The organism is Streptomyces phaeolivaceus (genome assembly GCF_009184865.1).
Lineage (GTDB): Bacteria > Actinomycetota > Actinomycetes > Streptomycetales > Streptomycetaceae > Streptomyces > Streptomyces phaeolivaceus.
Genome location: NZ_CP045096.1, coordinates 890,218 through 910,011 on the forward strand (window position 1 = coordinate 890,218; position 19,794 = coordinate 910,011).

Consider the following 19,794-nt stretch of genomic DNA (forward strand, 5'->3'; position numbering starts at 1 on the left):
ACGAGCGGTTCAGGGGCCGAGGTCGTCGACGCCCAGATCGCGGCGCATCGCGAGGCGCATGTCCGCGAGCGACGTCCACGCCGCCCGTAGCTCCGGCTCGAACGCGTCCAGTGCCGGGCCGTCCACGGACGGCCCGGCGAGGGCCTTCTTCAGCGTGCCGTAGCCGATGTTGAGGCGTCGGCTGACGGCGCTCGCGGAGCCGAGCACGGTCGTCGGCACGATCATCTGGGCCTCGGCCCAGCACTCCCGATGGGCGGAGCGGCGTTCGTCCAGCTGTTGCAGACAGGCTTCTTCGAGGCCGGTGCCGTCCTTCAGCGCGTGCCACAGGTTGACCTGGGCGGTCTGGTACTGCCGGGCGGCGGTGTTGAGCGCGATGTAGCAGGCGCGGCGCAGGTCGAGCAGTTCGCTGCCCCGGGCCGCCGACAGCTCGTCCCGGCGCACCCGCTCGGCGTGCTCACGCTCCTGGCGCTGCTGCTGGGCCAGCGCGTCCAGCTCCAGCCGCTTGGCACGGTCGGCCCTGCCCTGCGTCAGCAGCGCGGCGCCCAGCGTGCCGATCACACCGACCGCGGCGACCGCCAGGGCCACCCACGCGTCCCCCACCCTTCACCCCCGCCCCCGCCCCACTGGGCAGATGCCGCCCTGTGCAGGTGTCGTCGTCTGCTCAGGTGTCGTCGTCTGCTCACCTGTCGCCGAGGACGACGACTCGGCGGGGCATGCCCGTGCCGGGTGTCGCGGTGGAGACGGTGGACCGGCCGGCGGGTACCGCGCGTTCCCGGCCCCAGGCGCGGATCTCCTCGATCTGTTCGGGGTTGCTGCGGCTGAGCGGTGCCGTGTTGGCGAAGGTCTCCTCGACGAACGCGGGGTCGAGCCGGTCCGCCCCGCCGCCCAGCAGGACCTCGGCGCCGACGTCGTGGAGGGCGGACTCGATGTCGGAGCCCGCGAAGCCCTCCGAGAGATCCACGAGACGGTCGAGCTGGTCCGGGTGGGGCTCTGCCTTGACGTAGCGCCGGTAGTAGAGCGTGATGATCTCCCGGCGGTCGTGCTCGTCGGGCAGGTCCACGAAGAACAGTTCGTCGAAGCGGCCCTTGCGCAGCAGTTCGGGCGGCAGACTGCGGACGTCGTTGGCGGTGGCGACCACGAAGACCCGGGAGTCGGACTCCTGGAGCCAGAACAGGAACTGCCCGATGATGCGCTGCTGGACGCCGGAGCTGTCGTGGGCGCCGGCGAGTCCCTTCTCGATCTCGTCGATCCACAGGATGCACGGGGCGACCCGGTCGGCGGCGTCCAGCGCCTCCCGCATCCGGCCCTCGGACTCCCCCAGATAGCGGCCGTGGATGCTGGCCATGTCCAGTCGGTACAGGGGCAGTTGCCACTGCTGGGCAATGGCCTTGGCCGACAGGGACTTGCCGCAGCCGGGTACTCCGACGAGCAGGACACCGCGGGGCGGGCGGAGTTGGGTGCCCCGCAGGTCGGTGTGGATGAGCCGGTGTTTGCGCTCCAGCCAGCCGCGCAGATTGGTGAGACCGCCGACGGAGTAGTCGACGTCCTTGCGGGCGAGGCGTTCGAGGCCGGCGAGGTTGTTGAAGATGCGGTCCTTGGAGCTGGCGAGGGCCAGTACGTCGGCGGCCTCCACCGAGCCCTTGGCGATGAGGGTGGCCAGCAGGTTCACCGCCTCGCCCTCGGTGACGCCCTGGAGGAACTCGGCGGCCCGGCGGGCGTCGTGCTCGGTCCAGGCGATGGAGACGACGCCCCGGTGGTCGCTGAGGAAGCCGCTGATGGTCTCGTACATCTCGTCGGCGTTCGGCAGGTCCAACTGCAGGCTCATGCCGAGGCGTTGCAGTCCGCTCCAGATCGGGTTGTCCGTGATGAGGACGACGCATCCGGCGTGGGTGTCGGCGATCCGGGCGAGTTCGGCGACATTGCGGGTGAAGGGGGTGTCGGACTCCAGCTCCCCGGGGTCGACGAGGACGAGGGTGGCGTGCGGGCGGGCGCTGAACTGGGCGGCGGCGAAGTCCATGGCGCCGGTCAGCGAGCGGTCGTCGAGGACGGCCGACCCGGATCGCAGATCGCGCAGGCCGGTGGCTCTGGTGTGGATCCAGAACTGCTGGTTGGCGCGCCTCGGCTGGGTGGCGACCTCTTTCAACATGCGCAGGGCGCGGGCCTGTTCGATGGTGCGCACTCCGACGACGGGCACCCGCGCGGTGAGGTAGTTGTCCAGGTCACGCTTGCTGTCGGCGTAGTTCGACATGGTGGGCTCTCTCGTGATGCCGTCAGTGGCGCGGTGGGTGGTGCCGACGGTGGATGTCGTCGGTGGTGTCGCGGTACGTGTCGCCGGTGGCGCCGTCAGTCGGGGGTGATGACACGCCGGCCGCCGGTCGGCTCGTACCAGCCGGTGGGTGGCGGCGCGGCGGGCTCGGTCAGCACGGCGGTGAGGGGGTTGTCGCGCAGGGTGCGGCGCCGGATCTCGACGGCGTGCGGGTCCGCGCCGTCCGCGAGCAGGGACTGCACCCCCCGTTCCAGGTCCTCCTGGAGCCGTTGGGTGTGCTCGTCCATGAGGCTCGCCATCCGTCGGCGGAAGTCGGCGGGCAGGCTGGTGTGGGTGATGACGGAGCGGACGGAGCGCAGCACGTCACGGCCGCGGGTGAGGGCCCGGCCGACGGAGAACTCGTCGGAGGCGTCGTTCACCTCACGGACCATCAGGTCGAGTCCGCTCTGCAGTCGCCGGTCGACGGCGGAGGCGATACGGGCCAGCAGCCGCTGCCAGGTGTCGGCGGGGAGGTCGTCGGCGGACAGCGGCGGCAGCTGGAGGGGGTCGGTGCGGTCGCCGTCGGCCCACCGGTCCAGGGTCCGGGCCCAGATCTGGTAGTCGCTCTCGCCGCCCCACCGGGTGCGGTTCACAGGTCCCTCCGGGGGCGGCGTACGAGCTGTTCGCCGGGCGGCAGGGGGTCCCAGGACGGCAGGTCGGTGACGGTCCGCCGCAGCCGTCTGGTGACGGGGTCGGGTGCGGGCTGCCCCGGCGGCGGTGCGGCGGGCACGGCCCAGGGGGCGGGCGCGGTCGGCGGTGCCGTCGCCGGTGGCGGGGGTACGGCCGCGGCTGCGGTGTCGGTGTCCCGCTGGTCGGGGAGGGTGGGAGCCCGGTCCGGCCGGGGTGGCGCCGCGAGGGGCCGCAGGTGCTCCGGGATCTCGGGCCTGAGCCACGGGGGCGTCGAGTCCGGCGAGAAGGGGAGGTCGTCGCTCATGGTCGTTTCCTCTCGGAGGTCCCGGTGGTCTCAGTCGCCGGCGCCGACGACGCGGCCCTCGAAGGGGGACGGCGCCTGGGTGGCGGTGTTGAGGGACGCGATGAAGGTGCGGGCCTCGGCCTCCACGAAGTCGGCCGCCCAGTACTGCTGTTGCCAGTCGGTGAGTTCGGCGTGGGCGCCCCTGAGCCGCCCCAGGGCGTCCTGCATGTGCCGGCCGAGCAGTTCGCGGGCCTGTTCCTGCGCGGTGCGCGCGGCTTCGGCGCGGTTGTACAGGACGATTCCCCAGATGCCTCCGACGGCGATCGCCGCGAGGAACGCGAACCCGACATGGACCCCGAGGAAGACCATCAGGATCGCGGCGACCGTGGCGCCGAGGAGGGCGAGCTGCGAAGTGTGGTTGTAGGCGAGGGACTTGACGTACATCTCGACGTAGGCGGTCCAGTGCCGGGTCAGTGACGCCTCCAGGTCCGGCAGGTCGTCGGTGAGCGGTTTGGTCCAGGTGGTGAGTTTGAAGCGCTCGGTGCCGTGGCTGACGCCGTAGGTGTTGCGCAGGGAGATCTCGATCTTCGGGGGCACGGCGGCCCGGTAGTCGCGGCTGAATCCGGCGTGCGCCTGCGCGAACCACTCCTGGCACGAGGCGACGGCCAGGCGCTGTGCCGCGGGCGAGGCGCCCACGGCCGTGGGGTCTAGGGCCGCGACCGACTGCACGCTCAGGTAGTTGCGGGTCTCCTCCAGCGCCTCGGACCGCATGTCCGCCTCCTGCCGCGCGGCCTCCTCGTCGCCCTCGTGGCGCACGATGGCCTGGTTCAGCAACAGCGCGCGTTGCAGCGGGAGTTCCTCCTCGTCCGAGTTGCGGACCAGGTTGTCGAGGATGTCGTCGACCGTGTCCTCCAGGTTGTGCGCGGGCAGGATCTCGCTCTCCATGAGGGTGCGGAACCTGTCGAGGAGCGCCTCGTGCGCGCGGGCGCGGGCGAGGACGTCGTCGAGGACCGGCCACTGGGGGCAGACGGCGGCCAGGCGCGGGAAGTCGTCCTCGGCGGACGGGGCCCGCAGGGAGTCGATCTCCTGCCGCCAGCGCCCGGCCTGGGCCGCGCGTACGGTCTCGTCGTCCAGCAGGCGCTGCCGCCAGTCGTCCAGGGTGCGGGTGAGCAGCTGACGGCCCTGGGGTCCGAAGGCTCCCTGGGAGACGCACTCCAGGATGACCTGGAACTCGCGGCCGAGGACCCGGGGGTCCTGTCCCTCCAGGTAGTGCCGCAGCCAGCGCACGGAGGCCTCCTGCCGGCCCTGGCGGCGCAGGATCAGCGCGAAGAACAGGGACGTCTTCGACGTGGAGCGCCGGAAGGCCTCCTCCACCGCCCGTGCGCACAGGGCCTCGTCGTCGCCGGCCCAGGCCGCCAGGCCGACGAGGGCGGGGGCCAGCCAGTAGCGCGGTGTCTGGATCATCAGCTCTTCGCTGACCTGGCGGACGGTCTCCTCCTGGACGAGTCCGGTGTCGAACGCCTGGAGGATGCCGGTCGCGCTGCGGCGGACCACCTTGTGGTGCCCGTACTTGTGCTCGATCTCGTCGTTGATGCCGACGATCCGCATCTCCGCGCGCTGGGCGGCGGCGATGCGTTCGGTTCTTCCGACGTGTTCGAGGAACTTCTCGTAGAGCACTTCCAGACGGTCCTGGGTCTTCGCCGAGACGGCTCTGACCTCGCGGACCTCACCGTCCACCTGCTCGATCTGACCACCGAGCGAGCGAACGGAACGCTGCAACTGGCGCTCCAGGTTGTTGATGCTGTTGACGATCGGCCCGAGGTTGATCTCACTCACACCTGTCTCCGTTCCGTACCGTGGTTCTCGTGAAGCGCGGTGCGCCGGCTCAGGGCCTGACGACGCTGCCGTCGGGCAGGACGGGGAGGACGAGTCCGTCCGTGTAGACCTCGACGAAGGCGTACGCGCCGGAGCGGGCCAGCATGCGGGCGGTGTCGAACGGCGGGGGCATCACGTCGTGGGCCGCGCAGTGGCCCAGGATGCGCCCGTCGAGGCCGAGTCGATGGTCGACGTAGGGGGAGCCGAGCAGGCACTGCGCGACGAATCCCACGGGGATCGGCGCGCCGCGGCCGACGTACTCCTCGGACAGCCAGGCGGCGATGTCCCGGACCGCGGCGTCGTCCACGGCGGCGTCCAACCGGCGTACCTGGCCGAGGAGTTCCTGTGTCCGGGTGGCGAACAGCTGCCGGGTGGCGGCGGGTCCGGGTGCCGCGGGCGCGGCGATCCGGGCGGTGTCGGGTGCGACGGACGTACCCGGAGGCACGACGATGCGGCGAGGCCGCTCAACGGATCCCATGGGTCCCCCCTGCTGAACATGGCCCGACATGCGTCTCGTCGGTGACGCGCGGTATCCGAAGGGTATTGACGCCCCATCAACAGCGCCTAAGTTGAGCGATATCAATCGACAATGACCGTTTACTACCCGGATAAGTACCGGATAACAACCGGTCGTCGCCCTGGCATCACGGCCGGATCGCGGCTACGCACGGATCACGGGCACACCGCGCTCCACGGTGTACGCGTGGGCGGCGGTCAGGACCGTGTGCTGGTCGGCGACGAGCGCGGCGAGCGCGACGATCCGGGGCGACTTCGGCAACTCGGCCATGGCGGCGCGGGGTCGGCCCCGACGACGACGCTCCCGTGGTACCGGTGGCGCACCGGGTAGTCGTGGCCGACGCCGAGCGTGAGGTGGGCGAGCTTGTGCCGTGAAGCCGTACTGGGTGGCGAGCAGCCCGCGCTAGAAGCGAGCCGACCGCCGAGGACTTGACGGGATCAGCCCCACGGGGTTGGTCCCGTCGGCATGATGACCAGCATGAACGAGTTCTTGGACAAGCTCTGGTCGATGGAGTTTGGCGCCGCGCTGATCGGTGCCGTGGCTGGTGGGGCCTTCAGCATCCTCGGCGCCTGGTGGCAGTCGTCAGTGAGCAACAAAGCGGCAGCACTTGCCCAGGCGCAAGCAAACGCCCAACGAGGGTTCGACGCCCTCAAGCGGCTTGAAGGGCATCTGGAGGCTCAGACCTTCGAGGGGATGGGCACAGGAAGCACCCGAGCAACGTGGAACCGGGAACTACGCGGGATGATCAAAGAGGCCGAGGGCCCGATCATGCTCCTTCCGGATACGCACAAGGACACGCGCAGCCATGCCCTGACGCTGCTCAATGAAATCAAGATCTGGTACGGACTGCCTGCTTGGCCGGAGTACCGGATCGAGGTGGGCCTTCTCGTGGCGGAGGCCGTGAAAGTCCTGGGCCTGTTCGTCCGTGGCTCCAAGACCCCTGCGAAGCGGGACATGACAGAGGTCATCCGGCAGACGATCGACTTCAACAAGCGTCAGGACGCGCGCAAAGAGCTGGAGGCGCTGAACCACGAGGCGGTTCAGAGTGGCCTGAGCGAGGACGGCATGGAGCGTGCCCGCGAACTCCGGGATCTCCTCGGCATCCCCCATCCCGTCTCGCCCTCGCCTGACGAGCCCGAAGCCGCGTCATGACGCCCGTCAGAGACATGCTTGCGTTTTGAAACACTGCATCACCTGATCGCGATCAGCAGGACCTTTGTGTCCACGACCAGGCCCCGACTCCTCTGGAGACCGGGGCCTTTTCGCGTTCTCGGGGAGGCCGTCAGTGGAGGACGACGTCTGGATGACGGTCAAGGAAGCGGAGCTCTTCGCGGGCGTCAGCGTTCAGACGGTCTGCTCCTGGATCCGCCGAGGTCACCTGACGGTCGGACGGCTCGGCCACCGGGGCCAGAAGCTTTTTCGCCACCTGGACGCCGCCAGGGCCGAGTTGGCCACCCGGACCAAGGCCCAGCGCATTCTGACGCCTGCGACCTGAACGCTTAGCGCAGAGCGGTCAGATGAGGCCACCAGTCCGGGTGAGCCTCGACCAAGGCCAATACAGCCGGACTCTTATCGAGCACGAAACGGCAGTACGAAATCCATTCATTGTTGTCGCTCTCTGGAATGCGCTCAAGCGCCTGGAGCCCCTCACCGAGCACGTCCGCCATCATCTCCGCGAACGTCATGACGCGCTCCCTGTCCGGATCACTCGTCGGCACAGGGGCGCCCTCGTAGAAATGCGAGCGCATTCCCGGGTACTCCAACATCTTGAGATGCACCTCGCGAAGCCCCGCGACCGTCGGGTCGAGAACCCGAGTACCAGCCAGGTTGTTGCTGAACAGAACCTGTTGGGATACCGCGCGCGTCTGTAGCGCCAGGAACACCAGCGACACGATGAGCCCCAGAAGACCACCGATAGCCGTCACGGTCGCGACCATGCTTGCCCCCCACTCCTGCGGGCTAGAACATTCCCACGTCGACATCCGTACGCACCTGGCCGCCTGACAGTGATGTGGACGTGTACTCCGCTCCGGGCGGATCCACTCAGGTGGCCTTCCAGATCTGGGCCACGGTGGCCGCCTCCTCCACGACGGGCAACGTGCAGTTCCGGTGGGCCCAGAACGCCACCGACTCCACGGCCACCATCGTCCGCGCGGACTCGATGCTCCAGCTCACGCGCGCGGCCTGAGCTGAACGAGCCCCCGGCCTCAGGGAATTTCCTAGGTGTGGTTCTTCTCGGGGCCGGGTGCAAAATTGCGGTCGGCAGTAGTTCAGGGGCGGCTATCGTCACAGCATGGCCAAGGTCTGTGTCTTCTGCGGGTGCACGCCTCTGACGAAGGAGCACGTACTACCGCGCTGGCTCAAGGTCGCACTCGACCCGACGGTCCGGCAGCACCGATACATCCGGTTGAGCGTGGACGCGGTCCGGCACCACGAGGCTCCGCCGCTGAACGAACAGGTGAAATCGGTCTGCTCCAACTGCAACAGCGGCTGGATGAACCAGTTGGAGGAGAACGTCAGGCACTTCCTGCCCGACCTGATCCGGGGGAACCCGTGCACTCTCGACGCTGAGGCTCAGAGAGCGCTTGCGGCATGGTCCCTGAAGACCATGCTCATGTTTCAGCACACGCACCCTGCCGACGCGCGAGGCGTAATCCCGGCAAGTGACTTCGCCTCGTTCCATGTGACTCGTGAGCCCACAAGGTCGATGCTCGGACGTCTTGGCTTCATGAACTATCCGCCTGACGACTCCGTTCCTCTTGTGGACACGCTGTGCCAAGGCTATAGCGCCGACGGAGTCCGCAGTACCGGATGGATCACCACGCTCAAGATCGGCTGCATGGTCGTGCAGACCATCCGGGCCCCGGACGTGGCCGAGGGAAAAAGGCTGACCCCGTTCGAACCCTTGCCCTCGTTGCGCCCGATCTGGCCCACAGATGCGCCCATCAAGTGGCCTCTCCCTGCGGCGATTCCGTACGAGCTGATGTCAGCCCTGGCACATCCGGATGACCTTGATCTGACGATCATGCCTACCTAGGGAAGAATCCGGTCGCATCTGTAATACAGGGTCAGTTAGTGTGCAATTCATGGACGATTCGCTCTCCGCCAAGAGCTTCTTCAAGGGCGCCAGGAAGGCCGCCCACAAGGCTCTGCATGACCATGGCCGCCCGGAGTACGACGAGTTCGCGCTCCACGCAGGGCTCGCGGTCGAGAAGCTCGCCAAGGCAGTGCTCGTCTCGAAGAACCCGGCCTACATCGCGGAGCCTCGCAACGAAGACATGCTCCTGCACTTCGGTGGCCACCTCTCCGTAGACGAGGATAAGGTCCGCACCGTCGGGGCCAAGGATGCCATCGCTCGCCTTCGGAGAATCGGCGTACTGCGGGCGGACAGTCAGCTCGACCTGCTGATCGCTCTGCGGAACGGAGCCGCCCATGCCGCCCCCAACAGCACCCTGGTCAAGGGGATGATTTCTCCCCTCGCCCGGACGATCGAGGCGCTGCTCAACGACCTCGGCAAGGCGCTGGACGAGTTCTGGGGGCGGTGGACGAAGGCCGTCAGGGACGCGGTGAACGAGCAGGAGGACCAAGTCTTCCGGGACGTCCAGCTCCGGATCACCCAGGCCCGGCACGCGTTCGAGGACCGCTTCAAATACCTTCCGCCTGGATCCAAGGAGCTGGTCCTGACGGAGCAGCAGCTCCTCTCATACCCCTGGATGAGCTTCGTGGAGAACGACGCGGACGGCATTCCCTTCTACAGCACTTCCGGGGACGACTGCCCGTCCTGCGGCGGTCCGGGCACTCTCACATTCGCGCCGACCGAAGTGACGGCTACAGACACGCACTACAGAGCGCACTGCTTCGCCTGTTCCTTGTGCTCCTTCGAGGTGGTCGGTCCGGACGAGATGGCTGCCCTGCGGAAGGCCAACACACCTCCAACGATCAACTCGCTGGTCGTCTCCCACAGCCAGACACTCCCCCCTGTGGAAGTCGCGGTACTCAAGGCCAAGACAGTCTGATCGTCACCCCGAAGGCCCCGGCTCCGAGAGTCGGGACCTTCTGCATGTCCCGAACCGCGCCGGACCTTCCTGCGCACACTCCGCAAGGAGGTCCCCTTGTTGATCCCTGACCTGGCCTGGATCGTGGCCACAGCGGAGGACACGGGCGGAAGTCCCGACATCGGCAAGATCCTCAACCAGTTCGGCCAGTACGGCATCGTCGGCCTGGCCGTCATCCTGCTGATCGTCGGCGTCATGGTGCCGAAGTACGTCATGAACAACCTGATGGCCGAGAAGGACAGCTGGCGCCAGGCGTTCGAGAACGAACGCGACGCTCACCAGCTCACGCACGAGCAGCTCGCCAAGGCCGAGGAGCGCGGAGACGTCGCGATCGAGCAGGGCAAGACAGTCACCCGGCTCCTCGAAGAACTCGGACACTACCCCGAACTTCCCAGGAGTGCCTGAGATGCGGCCCTTCACCCGACAGCCGCAGGTGTCTCCCGAGGCGGAGACCGCGAAGAGGGCCGCCGAAAAGTCCCTCCAGCCGGCCCAGGCGCACGAGCCCGAGGTCGAGGCCAAGCTCACCGAGAGCATCCGGGTGAAGGAGCAGATCAGAGTCCACAACCGAGCGAACGCCTACAGCGACTGGATCGAGGGCATCGTCCTCAGCCGACTCAGCGGCTGACGCAAGGAGGCTCCATGCCCTACACCCTGACCCTGTACGTCCTCCTGGGCGTGGGCCTGGCCGCCTCGGTCGGGTTCCTCGTCCTGCACCGCCCCCGGCGCTTCTTCCGGATGGTCGAGATCAGCGCCTCCTGGTGGGTCATCATCATCGGCCTGATCTACGCCCGGTCGCTCCTGCTACTGGGAATCCGCGGTGCCGCCAGCCCCGGGCCGTGGCGGGACATCGCGCTCTCCCTCGGCCTCCTGGCGGCCATCGACGGCCTCCTCCTGGTCCGGCTCTTCTCCTACCTCCGGTGTAGCTGCGGAACCACACACAAGGCCCACCCACGGACCCCTGAGTCCCCTTCGACCGCCCTTTCCGGGAAACGCCTCACGGCACCGGAGGGGGCTTCTTCATGCCCACGCACACTCATGGAAGCCACCGTGTCCGACCTCTGGATGCCCTGTGCCAAGAGACTCTCGATCGCCAACACCGCCCCGATGGACGGCGGCCCGGCGAAGGCCATCGCCCACACAACCTGGGACCGCAAAGCCACCAAGGCCAAGCCGCAGGACCTCGTCCCGTGCGCCAACCTGCGGACGTACTTCGGCTCAAACGCCTCTGGGCGCCAGGCCGCTCCCCACGTCCTGTGGGACCCGTTCACCGGAAGGATGGTCCAGTTCTTCCCGGCGAACTCCCGATCCCTGTCCCTGCGGGACCTCTCCGGCGAGACCCTGACCAGCCGAGTCGGCTCGGTCGTCATCCAGGTGGAGGCGCTCTTCCTCTGGTGCCGCGTCGGCGGAAAGACGTTCGAGAAGCTCACCGACACGCCCTGCAAGGGGAAGGGATGAGACGAGCTGAACGCCTGGGTGGCCTCCTGAGTCGTCGCCAACTCCTGGCCGATGGGGAAAGCCCAACGGCTTCCTTTCGAAGCGGGACGAGCGGATCTGGCGCATCAGGAGCAGCTGGTTCGCCCACGGTCACGTCCCGGAGAACGACCACACGGACCCGGGTATCTGGCCGGACTTCATCGTCAAGACGGAGAAGTCTGCATTCGAGCCCTTCCCGGGCACGGCCTTCTCCATGAGCGGCTCCAGGCCCGCCCTGGGCAAGGCCAGCCCGATCTTCACCGCCATGGGCAAGCGACTCGTGGCGGAGGGCTGCGGCCTGTACAAGGAGGGGCCCGGCCCGAAGGTCGGTGAGGCCGACGTCGACTCGTACGAGAAGTTCCATCGGAAGCTGGAGTACACCAGCTCGGCCGCCAAGTGGCTCCCGGGGCCCGCCTCTTGGTCCAAGCTCAAGGTCCCGAACGTCTGAACTGGGCCTACATCGTTCCTCTGGCGGGACACACAAGCGCCCCCGATCTCCCTCGTGGAGGTCGGGGGCTCTTTCGCAATTACCGGCCCAACTCAGCGCGGAGTGCCACAACTGCTGTCCACACAAAACCGACGCTGCCGATCAGGAGCATCCCGCCCCCGATGTTGCCGAGAACCACGGCCAAGGTGCTCGGCTCGACAAGGCACCCGTCCGGGGCACGCATGTTTCCGCTGCTGCCCGGGTTCCGTGCGCAGTACACAGCCTCGGAGTTGATCAGAAACAGAACGAGACCCAAGACACCCGTCACTGCCCAGAACACCAACGCAACCGCTCTGGTGGTCATCAATCCCTCACGCCTCCAGCCAACGGCAGTTCGGCCAGCATCACGGCGTAGACCGGAGAGTCCGGGAAGGGCTGACGCTGCCCGACCCTCCGGAAGCCCCAGGACTCGTACATGGATTGCACGCGGGGGTGCTCGGTGTCGACGAGGAGGACCACCAGGTCCTCGTCCCGCTCGTCCAGGAGCGCCCGCGTGACCAACTCGGCCGTCCCGGTCTTGCGCCACTTCGTACGGACGGCCAACTCCGAGTAGGAGAACGTCCGGCTCTTCTCCGGCGCCGGGTCGAGGTGCTCTCGCCACCACTCGCGGTACGCCGTGGACGGAGCGCCGTAGGCGAAGGCCACCGCCTCCCCACCGTCGTACGCGATCACGCAATCGAAGTCCGGGTTACCGCCCCAGTGGTCGACGAACCAGGGAAAGTGCTGGTTGAACTCGTCATCCATGGCGTTCGCATAGGCGTCGGCGTGCACGTCGATCAGGGCCTGACGGATCTGCGCCAAGTCCTTGTTGCTGAAGCGGCGTACGACCAGATCGGCGGCGCTCAAGCTCTGCTCCATTCGGCTCGGTAGCGGTCTCCCCACTCTCGGGCGACCCCGGCGTCCGGCGCAAGCGTGATCAAGTCACGGTAGAAGTCGCCGAGAAGAGAGCGCATCCGGCCCGGTAGGGGAGTGCCCACCATCAACTCGAAGGCGTTCGACGCGGTGGAGCAGGCCTGGTCGATGTCCCGCTGATGGAGCTGTGCCAGAGCGAGCCGCGTCGTGGCCAACGCCCGGTTCCGGCGGAACTGTTCGGGGATCGCGCCCAGGGCCTTGTGGGAGGCTGCCTCGGCCTCTGCGGCGTCCCCGATCCGGTCCCGGACGATGGCCGTCATGGCCGTCAGCTCAGCCGGGCCGTAGAAGGCCATCCAGCTTGGACGGGGCTGATCCCGGTCCGCCTTGCTCAGGGCCTCTCGCGCATGTCCGAGAGAGCGCAAAGCGGCCTGGCGGTCGCCGAGGTTCGAGTGGCCGATGGCCGTACGGGCGTGGGCGAGGGAGGCGAACAGTGGGTCCCGCCTGGTGACCGCCGTGGCCTGGGCGGCCAAGCCGGAGTCGATGGCCTCCGTGTGCTCCCCACGCTGGTGGGCCAGCATCGCGTAGGAGTTCCAGACCCTCATCTCCGCCAACGGGTCCTGGCCCATGCCCGCGAGGTACAGCGCCCGTCCCAAGAGAGCCTGGGCCCGGTCGGCCTGCTTGGCGTCGATTGCGCTCCAGGCGGCCGTGGCGGTGTAGTCGGCGGCGATCGAGAAGAGCCGGAGCCGGATGCGCTGGGTGGTTCCGAGCTTCTGCTTCTCCAGGGCATCGGCCGCCCCCGACAGCGCGGCTCGCTCCAGGCCCTCGTGGCCTCCCCTCGTGTCATCCAGCTCCATCAGGGCGTCGAGACCCGAGCGGAGCCGGAGGACGTCGGAGGTGCCGACCCGCTGAGGCGCTCCGACGAACGGCACAGCGGCAGCGGCTGTTCCGGTCGTGGCGGTAAGGAAGTTCCGTCGTTCCACAGGGGACTCCGGTTCGGTGGCGGGGAGTCGTCTTCCGACCGGAGGGCTGAAACCCAGCTCCTCGGCCGTACATCCGAATACTGCCTCTAACGCCTCGCGCTGCTTGGGGTGGGGCCACCGGGTTTTTCCGGTGAGCCAGTTGCGAATCGTCCGGTCACCGACCGTCCCCTCGTGCCCGGCGCAGACCAGCCGGGTGTTCACCGCGTCGGCCAACTCCACCTGTGTCAAGCCGCGCTCCTGCATCGCGCTGCTGAGGCTCTCGTTCCCCTCCACGTACCCACCGTAGGGATTGATCCCTCGTCAGTGAGGGTCTATGGAGCAGAAATTTCCGGTCGGGCTGGTTACACCACGTGCCGATTTTTCCGGCCATGCGGAGGCCAGGAGCCGTTCACTCGGGTAAGGCCACTCACACCCGCACCCCTTGAGGTCCTGATGACTGTGACCGCTACGCCACGCCCCACGGGGCACCCGGGATACTCGCAGACGTTCGACCGCGTGCCGGAGAGCGCGCGTGCGGCCCGCAGACTCGTCCGTACGGCCCTGTCGGCCTGGCACCAGGACGACCTGATCGACGACGCCCTGAACGTCATGACCGAGCTGGTCTCCAACGCCGTGGACCACGGCCGTCTCCCCTCTATCAGGGTCCTCGTCTCGCGCCCCTCCGACGGCTGGATCCGCCTCGGGGTCGTCGACCGCTCCCGCGTCATGCCGGAGCTGCGGACCGACTCCAACGGGGACCAAATCCGTGGGCGTGGCCTCTTCCTGGTCGACGCCCTCTCGGACCGCTGGGGCACGGACCTCCACCGCTGGGGCAAGACCGTCTGGGCCGAGCTGAAAGTCGAGGTCGAGCGATGAAGGGCGGCAAGGCGTGGGTGGGTGACGAGGTCCACGACGAGGACGCGGGCCGGAGGGGCATGGTCACGGATGTCTCCGGCGGCGTCTACATCGTGCGGCCCCTCACGGGCGGGGGCCCTGAGTGGACCCAGAACAACCCCGACCGGCTGACCGTCACCGTGCCGCTGGACAACAGCTGGCTCAGGTGACCGAGCTTCCCCGAACCCCTCGCGGCGTAGAGGCCAACTAACCCAGATGGCTCCCCCCTACCCGTGAGGAGGAAAGACCCCGGCTGTCCCGAAACGGCCGGGGTCTCTTCGTTGTCGGTGCCCGGTCAGAGGGTGAGGCCATGTCGTTCATCACCCCCGGATCCGGCCCGGTCGCCGAGGCGACCGAGGAGCAGGCCGTCACCAACGTGACCGCCTTCGCCGAGGAACTGCCCCAGTTCGGCGTGACCGTCACCTCGCACGATCGGAAGCCCTCGGCCGACTACGGCGAGGGACGGTATGTGTTCACGCTCCACACCGAGGACGGCCGGGAGATCGAGATCCAGATGCCCGGCGCTCCGCTCGATCGCGTTCGCAAGGAGTGGACCCGGCTGTACTTGGATGGCTCCTCGGGGTTCTGGGACTTCACCTTGGACTCATGCAAACAGAGGTTCGAGTAGGGGACCGAAAACCCTCAAGCAGATACGCTCCAAGAAAAGTATGGTGCGGCACTTCGGCCTGCCCGCCGACGAGGCCGACCGCGTCTGCGCGCTGGACCTGCCCGACCTCGACGCGGTCGACGCCGCCGCGCGGTGACCCCCGATGCCCCCCGCTGGCCGCCCGGGGCGTAGAGCGGCAGGGCGCGGGAAGACGGCTGTCGTCGCTGCCTCCGCACGGGCGCTCGCGTGCGAGGCTGGAGACCAGGACGTCCGGGCAGCCACGTCCGGACGAGGGTGATACGGAGGACGGTGTGGACTGGGACCGTTTCGCACAGCAGATGGCGTCGATGGCACGGGAATTCCTGGCCCAGCCCTCGGTGGCTTCCACCCTGGAGCGGATCACCGCCTCGGCCACCGAGCTGGTGGAGGGCTGTGACGCGGCCGGCATCCTCGTGCTGCACGGCTCGTCGGTGGAGACACTGGCTCCCACCGAGCAGTTGGTGATCGACAGCGACGCGCTGCAGGAACATCTGCGGGAGGGACCCTGTTTCGACGCCGCCCACAACGCGGAGGGCGGCCGGGTGTTCCGTATCCGCGACCTCTCCGGCGAGGAGCCGCGCTGGCCCGCCTACGCGCCACGGGCCCGGCGGCTGGGGGTGGGCAGCATGATGGGCTTCCTGCTGTTCACCGAGGACGAGGACCTCGGCGCCCTGAACCTCTACTCCCGGGCGCCCGGTGCGTTCACCGAGGTCAGCGAGCTGGCGGGGTGGCTGCTCGCCTCGCACGCGGCGGTCGCGTTCTCCAGCGCCCGCACCCACGCGCAGCTGGAGCGGGCCGTCGCCACCCGCCATGTGATCGGCGAGGCCATGGGCATCCTCATGGGCGGCCACCACCTCACCGAGGACGAGGCGTTCGACGTGCTGCGCCGCTTCTCGCAGGAGAACAACATCAAACTCCGTGACGTCGCCCGCCGGGTCTGCGAACAGGGCGGCCTCTGACGGTCCGGCGGCGACGGCCGACGGTCCCGCGAGGACGGCTGGCGGCCCTCCGGGGACGGCTCCTCCGGCACGTGGTCAGAACCAGAGAAGCCTGGGCCGGGACGACCCCCAGGGGAACGCCGTCGAAACCCGGCCTGCACTCCAAGTCCCCCCGCCCCGACTTCCCACACCTCGATCGGCCACTCCGGCGCCGGCAATCCGGCCGGTCACGCACCCGGAGGCACCTCGGTGCGCCGGGTCAGGTGTCCTTGCTGCCCCGGCCGGTCAGCGTGTCGCGGAGCCGGTCGACGAGGCCCAGGCCCGGGGCGAGCAGCTTGTCGGCCGGCGGGGTGCCCGGGGCCGCCGGGTGGGGCCGGGTCGGCGCCGTCCTCTTCGCCGCGCGGACCTTCTCGCCGAGGCCGTCCAGGGCCTCGGCCGAACACGACGCGCGCAGCAGCGGGAAGAGACGGGTCTCCTCGTCCTGGATGTGCGCCCTGATCTCGGTGGTCAGTCGGCCGACCAGCAGATCGAAGTCCGGGTCGTTCGCCGCGCAGCGCTCCAGCGCCTTCAGGGTCCGCTCGGCCTCGGCGTGGTCCGCCAGCTCCCGGTCGGCGAGCGCGTCACCGTCGGGGACGTGCTCGCGGACCGCCGGGTAGAGGTACGCCTCCTCGGCGACCGAGTGACGCACCAGCTCGATGGTGACCTGGTCCACGTACCGCTTGCGCCGGGGATCCCCGACGGGCAGCCCCGCGATCCGGCCGAACATCTCCTCCACTTCCCCGTGGTCCGTGGTCAGTTCGGCGATGACGTCTCCGCCGTGTCCCATGTCCCTCGCTCCTCTCCTGGCCGACCCGCTTCCGCATCCGTACCCCTCGCCCCCGCACCCCTCGCGGCCCGCTCCCGAGTACCCGCGAACGGCCCAGCCACGCGGGGCGCGGCCATGCCTCGCGGAGCGTCTACGAGCGGGCGGGCTGGTCGGCGATCAGCAGGGTGCAGCCGGCGGGGCGGAACCCCAGCCGGGTGTAGACGCGGGCGACGGCGTCCTCCGCGTAGGCGAGGAAGACGGTGCGTACGCCGTGGTCACGGGCGTGGCGCACCAGGGCGGCCGTGCCAGCCCGGCGCCGCCCCGCACCCGGGATTCGGGGCACCGACGGACAGCCCCGCGCGCGGACGGTCGGCGCGGGAGGGAACCGCCGCGAACTCGACGACGAGCCGGGCCTGTTCGCCCTCGATCCGCGACAACCCCGTAGCGGTCCTTGTCGATCCACCTCGATCCACCTCGCTCTGTCTCGATCCGTATCGATCCGTATCGATCCGCTCGACGGGCGGGTGCGCATTACGATCTCGGGAGTGTCGACCTCCGGCGGCGGTCGGCCCGCGCTCTCGCCCGCACTCTCGAAGGACTTCTTCACCGCGATGCTCCAAGGCACCCGTTCGACGACGGCGCCCCTCGACCGGACCGACCGGCTGCGCCTGTTCGGGTATGCCGGGCGCCCCCGGAGCGACATCCGTGAACGGCTGGTGCCGCCCTTCCCCGAGCCGGGCACCCGGCTGTGGGAGCGGGTGGGGCTGGGTCCGGAGCCGGCGTACCGGATCGCGCGGGCGACGGGCTGGCTGGGACCCCTGCTCGTCGCCCTGCTCGCCGGAGCGATTCGTTTCTGGCGCCTGGACCGGCCGCACGAACTCGCCTTCGACGAGACGTACTACGCCAAGGACGCCTGGTCCCTGCTGCGGCTCGGCCACGAGGGCACCTGGCCGGAGCGCGAGGTCGCCGACCCGCAGGTGCTGGCCGACCCGCAGGTGATCCCGCTCTCCGACACCGGGAGCTTCGTCGCGCATCCGCCGACGGGGAAGTGGGTGATAGCCGTCGGCGAGTGGATGTTCGGTCTCGAACCGTTCGGCTGGCGCTTCATGCCGGCCCTGCTGGGGACGCTGTCCGTACTGATGCTGTGCCGCATCGGCCGCCGGCTGTTCCGTTCGACGTTCCTGGGCTGTCTGGCCGGTGTGCTGCTGGCGCTGGACGGTCTGCATGTCGTGATGAGCCGTACCGCGCTGCTCGACCTCGTCGTCATGTTCTTCGTCCTGGCGGCCTTCGGCTGTCTGCTGCTCGACCGGGACCGGGCGCGGGCCCGGCTCGCGGCGGCGCTGCCGGTCGGCGAGGACGGTCGCGTGGGCCCGGACGCGGACACCGGGGACCGTGCCGGGACGGGGTGGCGGCCCTGGCGGCTCGCGGCCGGTGTCTGTCTGGGCCTGGCCGCCTCGACCAAGTGGAACGGTCTGTACTTCCTGGCCTTCTTCATGGTCCTGACCGTGCTGTGGGACGTCGGCGCCCGCCGGGTCGCGGGGGCCCGGCGGCCGTACCTGGCGGTGCTGCGCAAGGACCTCGGCCGGTCGGCGCTGTCCCTGGCCCCGGTCGCCGTGGTGACGTATGTGACGACGTGGACCGGCTGGTTCCTGTCCGACGACGGCTACGGGCGGCACTGGGCGGACGGCCGGGGCGGCCCCTGGTCGTGGATACCGGCGCCGCTGCGCAGCCTGTGGCACTACGAGTCCGTCGTCTACCGGTTCAACATGGACCTGGACGCGTTCCACAAGTACGAGTCCAATCCGTGGAGTTGGCTGGTCCTCGGCCGCCCCGTGCTGTTCTCCTACCGGTCCCCCGAGCCGGGTGAGGCCGGCTGTCACGCGATCACCGGCTGCTCGCAGGCGATCCTCGCCCTGGGCACCCCGGTGCTGTGGTGGTCGGCGTGCTGCGCCCTCGTGTATCTGCTGTTCCGGTGGGCCCTGCGCCGCGACTGGCGTGCGGGCGCCGTGCTGTGCGGCGTGGCCGCGGGCTATCTGCCCTGGTTCCTCTACCAGGACCGTACGACGTTCTCCTTCTACGCCGTCGTCTTCGTGCCCTTCCTGTGTCTGGCCGTGGCGATGACCCTGGGCGCGCTGGTGGGCCCGCCGGGGGCGAGCGCCGACCGCCGTGCGCGGGGAGCGATGGTGGCGGGGGCGGTGGTGCTGCTCGTCGCCTGGAACTTCATCTACTTCTTCCCGATCTACACGGGGCTCACGATCCCGTATCCCGACTGGCAGGTCCGTATGTGGCTCGACACCTGGATCTGAGGGATCCGGAGCCACCGTGGACGTTCCTCGGGCGCTTCCCGGACGGCGGGCCGGGACCGGTCACCGCCTCGGGCCCGCGAGGGCGTACGCCGCGGTGCCGGTGATCGCGAGGGTGACGGCCGTCCAGGTGGCCGCCGCCGTGCCGGGCGGCAGCAGCATCCAGGTCGCCACCTGTGTCGGCACGCTCGTCGGGGTCGGGGCGAACACCACCGACGACAGCCAGGCGACGGGCGGCGTCCACGCGTACCGCGCCCCGCACAGGGTCTTCATCCGGTCGTCGGCGCGGTCCGCGAGACCGACCCGCTCCACGGCGCGCCGCACGGCCGCCGGGATGTCCGCCTTGGGGACCTCCTTCAGCCACGCCATGTACTCGACGAACTCGCGGACCGTGAACCGCTTGTAGTAGCCGAACTCCTGGGGCAGATAGCCGATCCGGCGGCGCAGCGCCCGGTGTTCGCCGAGGCCTCCCGTGGACTCGCCGAGCAGTTCCAGGGAGCCTTCGGCGGGGCGCAGCACGGTGGCCAGCGCCCGGATGAGGGTGGTCTTGCCGGCCCCGTTGGGTCCGAGCAGGCCGTGCACGCCGGTGCCCAGCGACAGGTCGAGCCCGTCGACGGCCATCCGTTTCCGGCCGACCCGCACCTTCAGCCCCGTGGCCCGGATCTCCCAGGCGTAGGGCGTCGGCGCGAGATCGGCCGCGCTCACCGCGGACATCACGTGATGTTCCTTCCTTCCGGTCTTCGACCGGTTCATCGCTTCGCAGAGCCGACCG

The 19,794-nt window shown here is 69.1% G+C and carries 27 protein-coding genes; 13 read left to right on the forward strand and 14 right to left on the reverse strand.

Going from position 1 to position 19,794, the window contains the following annotated elements:
* Window positions 1-9: 9 nt before the first annotated feature.
* The 7 genes from F9278_RS04380 to F9278_RS48090 all read right to left on the reverse strand — a co-directional run bounded on the left by F9278_RS04380 (window position 10) and on the right by F9278_RS48090 (window position 5,880).
* Window positions 10-585, reverse strand: a complete 576-nt coding sequence (locus F9278_RS04380) for a hypothetical protein (protein ID WP_226966632.1) — start codon at window positions 583-585, stop codon at window positions 10-12.
* A gap of 94 nt (window positions 586-679) precedes the next feature.
* Entirely contained in the window at window positions 680-2,248 is a 1,569-nt protein-coding gene (locus F9278_RS04385; RefSeq protein WP_152167082.1) for an AAA family ATPase, read from the reverse strand.
* Window positions 2,249-2,343: 95 nt separating this feature from the next.
* A complete protein-coding gene (locus F9278_RS04390) occupies window positions 2,344-2,898 on the reverse strand; it encodes a hypothetical protein (RefSeq protein WP_152167083.1) in 555 nt (184 codons plus the stop codon).
* Entirely contained in the window at window positions 2,895-3,239 is a 345-nt protein-coding gene (locus F9278_RS04395; protein WP_152167084.1) for a hypothetical protein, read from the reverse strand. The genes F9278_RS04390 and F9278_RS04395 overlap by 4 nt, the downstream gene beginning before the upstream one ends.
* Before the next feature lie 30 nt (window positions 3,240-3,269).
* Window positions 3,270-5,054 (reverse strand): hypothetical protein, encoded by a 1,785-nt coding sequence (locus F9278_RS04400; protein WP_152167085.1) that lies wholly within the window; start codon window positions 5,052-5,054, stop codon window positions 3,270-3,272.
* 49 nt (window positions 5,055-5,103) lie between these two features.
* Window positions 5,104-5,571, reverse strand: a complete 468-nt coding sequence (locus F9278_RS04405; protein ID WP_152167086.1) for a hypothetical protein — start codon at window positions 5,569-5,571, stop codon at window positions 5,104-5,106.
* 183 nt (window positions 5,572-5,754) lie between these two features.
* The gene (locus F9278_RS48090; RefSeq protein WP_264300161.1) at window positions 5,755-5,880 is read right to left on the reverse strand and encodes a hypothetical protein; all 126 of its coding nucleotides are present in this window, start codon (window positions 5,878-5,880) and stop codon (window positions 5,755-5,757) included.
* A 207-nt stretch (window positions 5,881-6,087) separates the two neighbouring features.
* Between F9278_RS48090 and F9278_RS04410 the strand changes: the two genes are divergently transcribed.
* Window positions 6,088-6,762 (forward strand): hypothetical protein, encoded by a 675-nt coding sequence (locus F9278_RS04410; RefSeq protein ID WP_152167087.1) that lies wholly within the window; start codon window positions 6,088-6,090, stop codon window positions 6,760-6,762.
* Window positions 6,763-6,895: 133 nt separating this feature from the next.
* Window positions 6,896-7,105 carry a MerR family transcriptional regulator gene (locus F9278_RS04415; RefSeq protein WP_152167088.1) on the forward strand — a complete coding sequence of 70 codons (210 nt, stop codon included), beginning with the start codon at window positions 6,896-6,898 and terminating at the stop codon, window positions 7,103-7,105.
* A gap of 4 nt (window positions 7,106-7,109) precedes the next feature.
* Here F9278_RS04415 and F9278_RS04420 read toward each other — a convergent pair whose 3' ends face one another.
* Together F9278_RS04420 and F9278_RS48095 are read right to left on the reverse strand one after the other, a co-directional pair.
* Window positions 7,110-7,547, reverse strand: a complete 438-nt coding sequence (locus F9278_RS04420; protein WP_152167089.1) for a hypothetical protein — start codon at window positions 7,545-7,547, stop codon at window positions 7,110-7,112.
* 106 nt (window positions 7,548-7,653) lie between these two features.
* Entirely contained in the window at window positions 7,654-7,785 is a 132-nt protein-coding gene (locus F9278_RS48095; RefSeq protein WP_264300162.1) for a hypothetical protein, read from the reverse strand.
* A gap of 118 nt (window positions 7,786-7,903) precedes the next feature.
* Between F9278_RS48095 and F9278_RS04425 the strand changes: the two genes are divergently transcribed.
* The 6 genes from F9278_RS04425 (at window position 7,904) to F9278_RS04450 (ending at window position 11,586) form a co-directional block, all read left to right on the forward strand.
* Complete coding sequence (locus tag F9278_RS04425; protein WP_152167090.1) at window positions 7,904-8,647, forward strand: hypothetical protein; 744 nt, start codon at window positions 7,904-7,906, stop codon at window positions 8,645-8,647.
* A 49-nt stretch (window positions 8,648-8,696) separates the two neighbouring features.
* A complete protein-coding gene (locus F9278_RS04430) occupies window positions 8,697-9,626 on the forward strand; it encodes an LIM domain-containing protein (protein WP_152167091.1) in 930 nt (309 codons plus the stop codon).
* A 96-nt stretch (window positions 9,627-9,722) separates the two neighbouring features.
* Window positions 9,723-10,070: a hypothetical protein gene (locus tag F9278_RS04435; protein WP_152167092.1), complete on the forward strand. Its 348-nt coding sequence runs from the start codon at window positions 9,723-9,725 to the stop codon at window positions 10,068-10,070.
* A gap of 1 nt (window position 10,071) precedes the next feature.
* A complete protein-coding gene (locus F9278_RS04440; protein ID WP_152167093.1) occupies window positions 10,072-10,290 on the forward strand; it encodes a DUF7620 family protein in 219 nt (72 codons plus the stop codon).
* A 14-nt stretch (window positions 10,291-10,304) separates the two neighbouring features.
* Window positions 10,305-11,120: a hypothetical protein gene (locus F9278_RS04445; protein ID WP_152167094.1), complete on the forward strand. Its 816-nt coding sequence runs from the start codon at window positions 10,305-10,307 to the stop codon at window positions 11,118-11,120.
* 232 nt (window positions 11,121-11,352) lie between these two features.
* Complete coding sequence (locus F9278_RS04450) at window positions 11,353-11,586, forward strand: peptidoglycan-binding protein (protein ID WP_152167095.1); 234 nt, start codon at window positions 11,353-11,355, stop codon at window positions 11,584-11,586.
* A gap of 342 nt (window positions 11,587-11,928) precedes the next feature.
* Here F9278_RS04450 and F9278_RS04455 read toward each other — a convergent pair whose 3' ends face one another.
* Window positions 11,929-12,483 carry a GNAT family N-acetyltransferase gene (locus F9278_RS04455; RefSeq protein ID WP_152167096.1) on the reverse strand — a complete coding sequence of 185 codons (555 nt, stop codon included), beginning with the start codon at window positions 12,481-12,483 and terminating at the stop codon, window positions 11,929-11,931.
* Complete coding sequence (locus tag F9278_RS04460) at window positions 12,468-13,730, reverse strand: helix-turn-helix domain-containing protein (RefSeq protein ID WP_152167097.1); 1,263 nt, start codon at window positions 13,728-13,730, stop codon at window positions 12,468-12,470. Before F9278_RS04460 ends, F9278_RS04455 begins: the two co-directional genes overlap by 16 nt.
* 222 nt (window positions 13,731-13,952) lie before the next feature.
* Between F9278_RS04460 and F9278_RS04465 the strand changes: the two genes are divergently transcribed.
* From F9278_RS04465 to F9278_RS04480, 4 genes are all read left to right on the forward strand, one after another.
* Complete coding sequence (locus F9278_RS04465; protein ID WP_319023101.1) at window positions 13,953-14,312, forward strand: ATP-binding protein; 360 nt, start codon at window positions 13,953-13,955, stop codon at window positions 14,310-14,312.
* Entirely contained in the window at window positions 14,309-14,500 is a 192-nt protein-coding gene (locus F9278_RS04470) for a hypothetical protein (RefSeq protein WP_152167099.1), read from the forward strand. Before F9278_RS04465 ends, F9278_RS04470 begins: the two co-directional genes overlap by 4 nt.
* A 140-nt stretch (window positions 14,501-14,640) precedes the next feature.
* Window positions 14,641-14,958, forward strand: coding sequence for a hypothetical protein (locus F9278_RS04475; RefSeq protein ID WP_152167100.1), 318 nt, complete (start codon window positions 14,641-14,643; stop codon window positions 14,956-14,958).
* 317 nt (window positions 14,959-15,275) lie between these two features.
* The gene (locus F9278_RS04480; RefSeq protein ID WP_152173693.1) at window positions 15,276-15,935 is read left to right on the forward strand and encodes a GAF and ANTAR domain-containing protein; all 660 of its coding nucleotides are present in this window, start codon (window positions 15,276-15,278) and stop codon (window positions 15,933-15,935) included.
* Window positions 15,936-16,173: 238 nt separating this feature from the next.
* On the opposite strand, the gene F9278_RS04485 is transcribed toward F9278_RS04480, so the two are convergent.
* Together F9278_RS04485 and F9278_RS04490 are read right to left on the reverse strand one after the other, a co-directional pair.
* Window positions 16,174-16,740 carry a hemerythrin domain-containing protein gene (locus F9278_RS04485; RefSeq protein WP_152167101.1) on the reverse strand — a complete coding sequence of 189 codons (567 nt, stop codon included), beginning with the start codon at window positions 16,738-16,740 and terminating at the stop codon, window positions 16,174-16,176.
* A gap of 130 nt (window positions 16,741-16,870) precedes the next feature.
* Window positions 16,871-17,011, reverse strand: coding sequence for a hypothetical protein (locus tag F9278_RS04490; RefSeq protein WP_404818854.1), 141 nt, complete (start codon window positions 17,009-17,011; stop codon window positions 16,871-16,873).
* 319 nt (window positions 17,012-17,330) lie between these two features.
* On the opposite strand from F9278_RS04490, the gene F9278_RS04495 reads away from it, so the two are divergent.
* The gene (locus F9278_RS04495) at window positions 17,331-19,025 is read left to right on the forward strand and encodes a dolichyl-phosphate-mannose--protein mannosyltransferase (RefSeq protein ID WP_152173694.1); all 1,695 of its coding nucleotides are present in this window, start codon (window positions 17,331-17,333) and stop codon (window positions 19,023-19,025) included.
* Window positions 19,026-19,085: 60 nt separating this feature from the next.
* Here F9278_RS04495 and F9278_RS04500 read toward each other — a convergent pair whose 3' ends face one another.
* Window positions 19,086-19,736, reverse strand: coding sequence for an ATP-binding cassette domain-containing protein (locus F9278_RS04500; protein ID WP_226967263.1), 651 nt, complete (start codon window positions 19,734-19,736; stop codon window positions 19,086-19,088).
* Window positions 19,737-19,794: the final 58 nt, after the last annotated feature.

Coding starts and splice junctions, on each gene's coding strand:
- F9278_RS04385 (WP_152167082.1), bottom strand. CDS start 2,248: ATGTCGAACTACGCCGACAGCAAGCGTGACCTGGACAACTACCTCACC.
- F9278_RS04395 (WP_152167084.1), bottom strand. CDS start 3,239: ATGAGCGACGACCTCCCCTTCTCGCCGGACTCGACGCCCCCGTGGCTC.
- F9278_RS04405 (WP_152167086.1), bottom strand. CDS start 5,571: ATGGGATCCGTTGAGCGGCCTCGCCGCATCGTCGTGCCTCCGGGTACG.
- F9278_RS48090 (WP_264300161.1), bottom strand. CDS start 5,880: ATGGCCGAGTTGCCGAAGTCGCCCCGGATCGTCGCGCTCGCCGCGCTC.
- F9278_RS04410 (WP_152167087.1), top strand. CDS start 6,088: ATGAACGAGTTCTTGGACAAGCTCTGGTCGATGGAGTTTGGCGCCGCG.
- F9278_RS04420 (WP_152167089.1), bottom strand. CDS start 7,547: ATGGTCGCGACCGTGACGGCTATCGGTGGTCTTCTGGGGCTCATCGTG.
- F9278_RS04425 (WP_152167090.1), top strand. CDS start 7,904: ATGGCCAAGGTCTGTGTCTTCTGCGGGTGCACGCCTCTGACGAAGGAG.
- F9278_RS04430 (WP_152167091.1), top strand. CDS start 8,697: ATGGACGATTCGCTCTCCGCCAAGAGCTTCTTCAAGGGCGCCAGGAAG.
- F9278_RS04440 (WP_152167093.1), top strand. CDS start 10,072: ATGCGGCCCTTCACCCGACAGCCGCAGGTGTCTCCCGAGGCGGAGACC.
- F9278_RS04445 (WP_152167094.1), top strand. CDS start 10,305: ATGCCCTACACCCTGACCCTGTACGTCCTCCTGGGCGTGGGCCTGGCC.
- F9278_RS04450 (WP_152167095.1), top strand. CDS start 11,353: ATGAGCGGCTCCAGGCCCGCCCTGGGCAAGGCCAGCCCGATCTTCACC.
- F9278_RS04455 (WP_152167096.1), bottom strand. CDS start 12,483: ATGGAGCAGAGCTTGAGCGCCGCCGATCTGGTCGTACGCCGCTTCAGC.
- F9278_RS04470 (WP_152167099.1), top strand. CDS start 14,309: ATGAAGGGCGGCAAGGCGTGGGTGGGTGACGAGGTCCACGACGAGGAC.
- F9278_RS04475 (WP_152167100.1), top strand. CDS start 14,641: ATGTCGTTCATCACCCCCGGATCCGGCCCGGTCGCCGAGGCGACCGAG.
- F9278_RS04480 (WP_152173693.1), top strand. CDS start 15,276: ATGGCGTCGATGGCACGGGAATTCCTGGCCCAGCCCTCGGTGGCTTCC.
- F9278_RS04485 (WP_152167101.1), bottom strand. CDS start 16,740: ATGGGACACGGCGGAGACGTCATCGCCGAACTGACCACGGACCACGGG.
- F9278_RS04495 (WP_152173694.1), top strand. CDS start 17,331: ATGCTCCAAGGCACCCGTTCGACGACGGCGCCCCTCGACCGGACCGAC.
- F9278_RS04500 (WP_226967263.1), bottom strand. CDS start 19,736: ATGTCCGCGGTGAGCGCGGCCGATCTCGCGCCGACGCCCTACGCCTGG.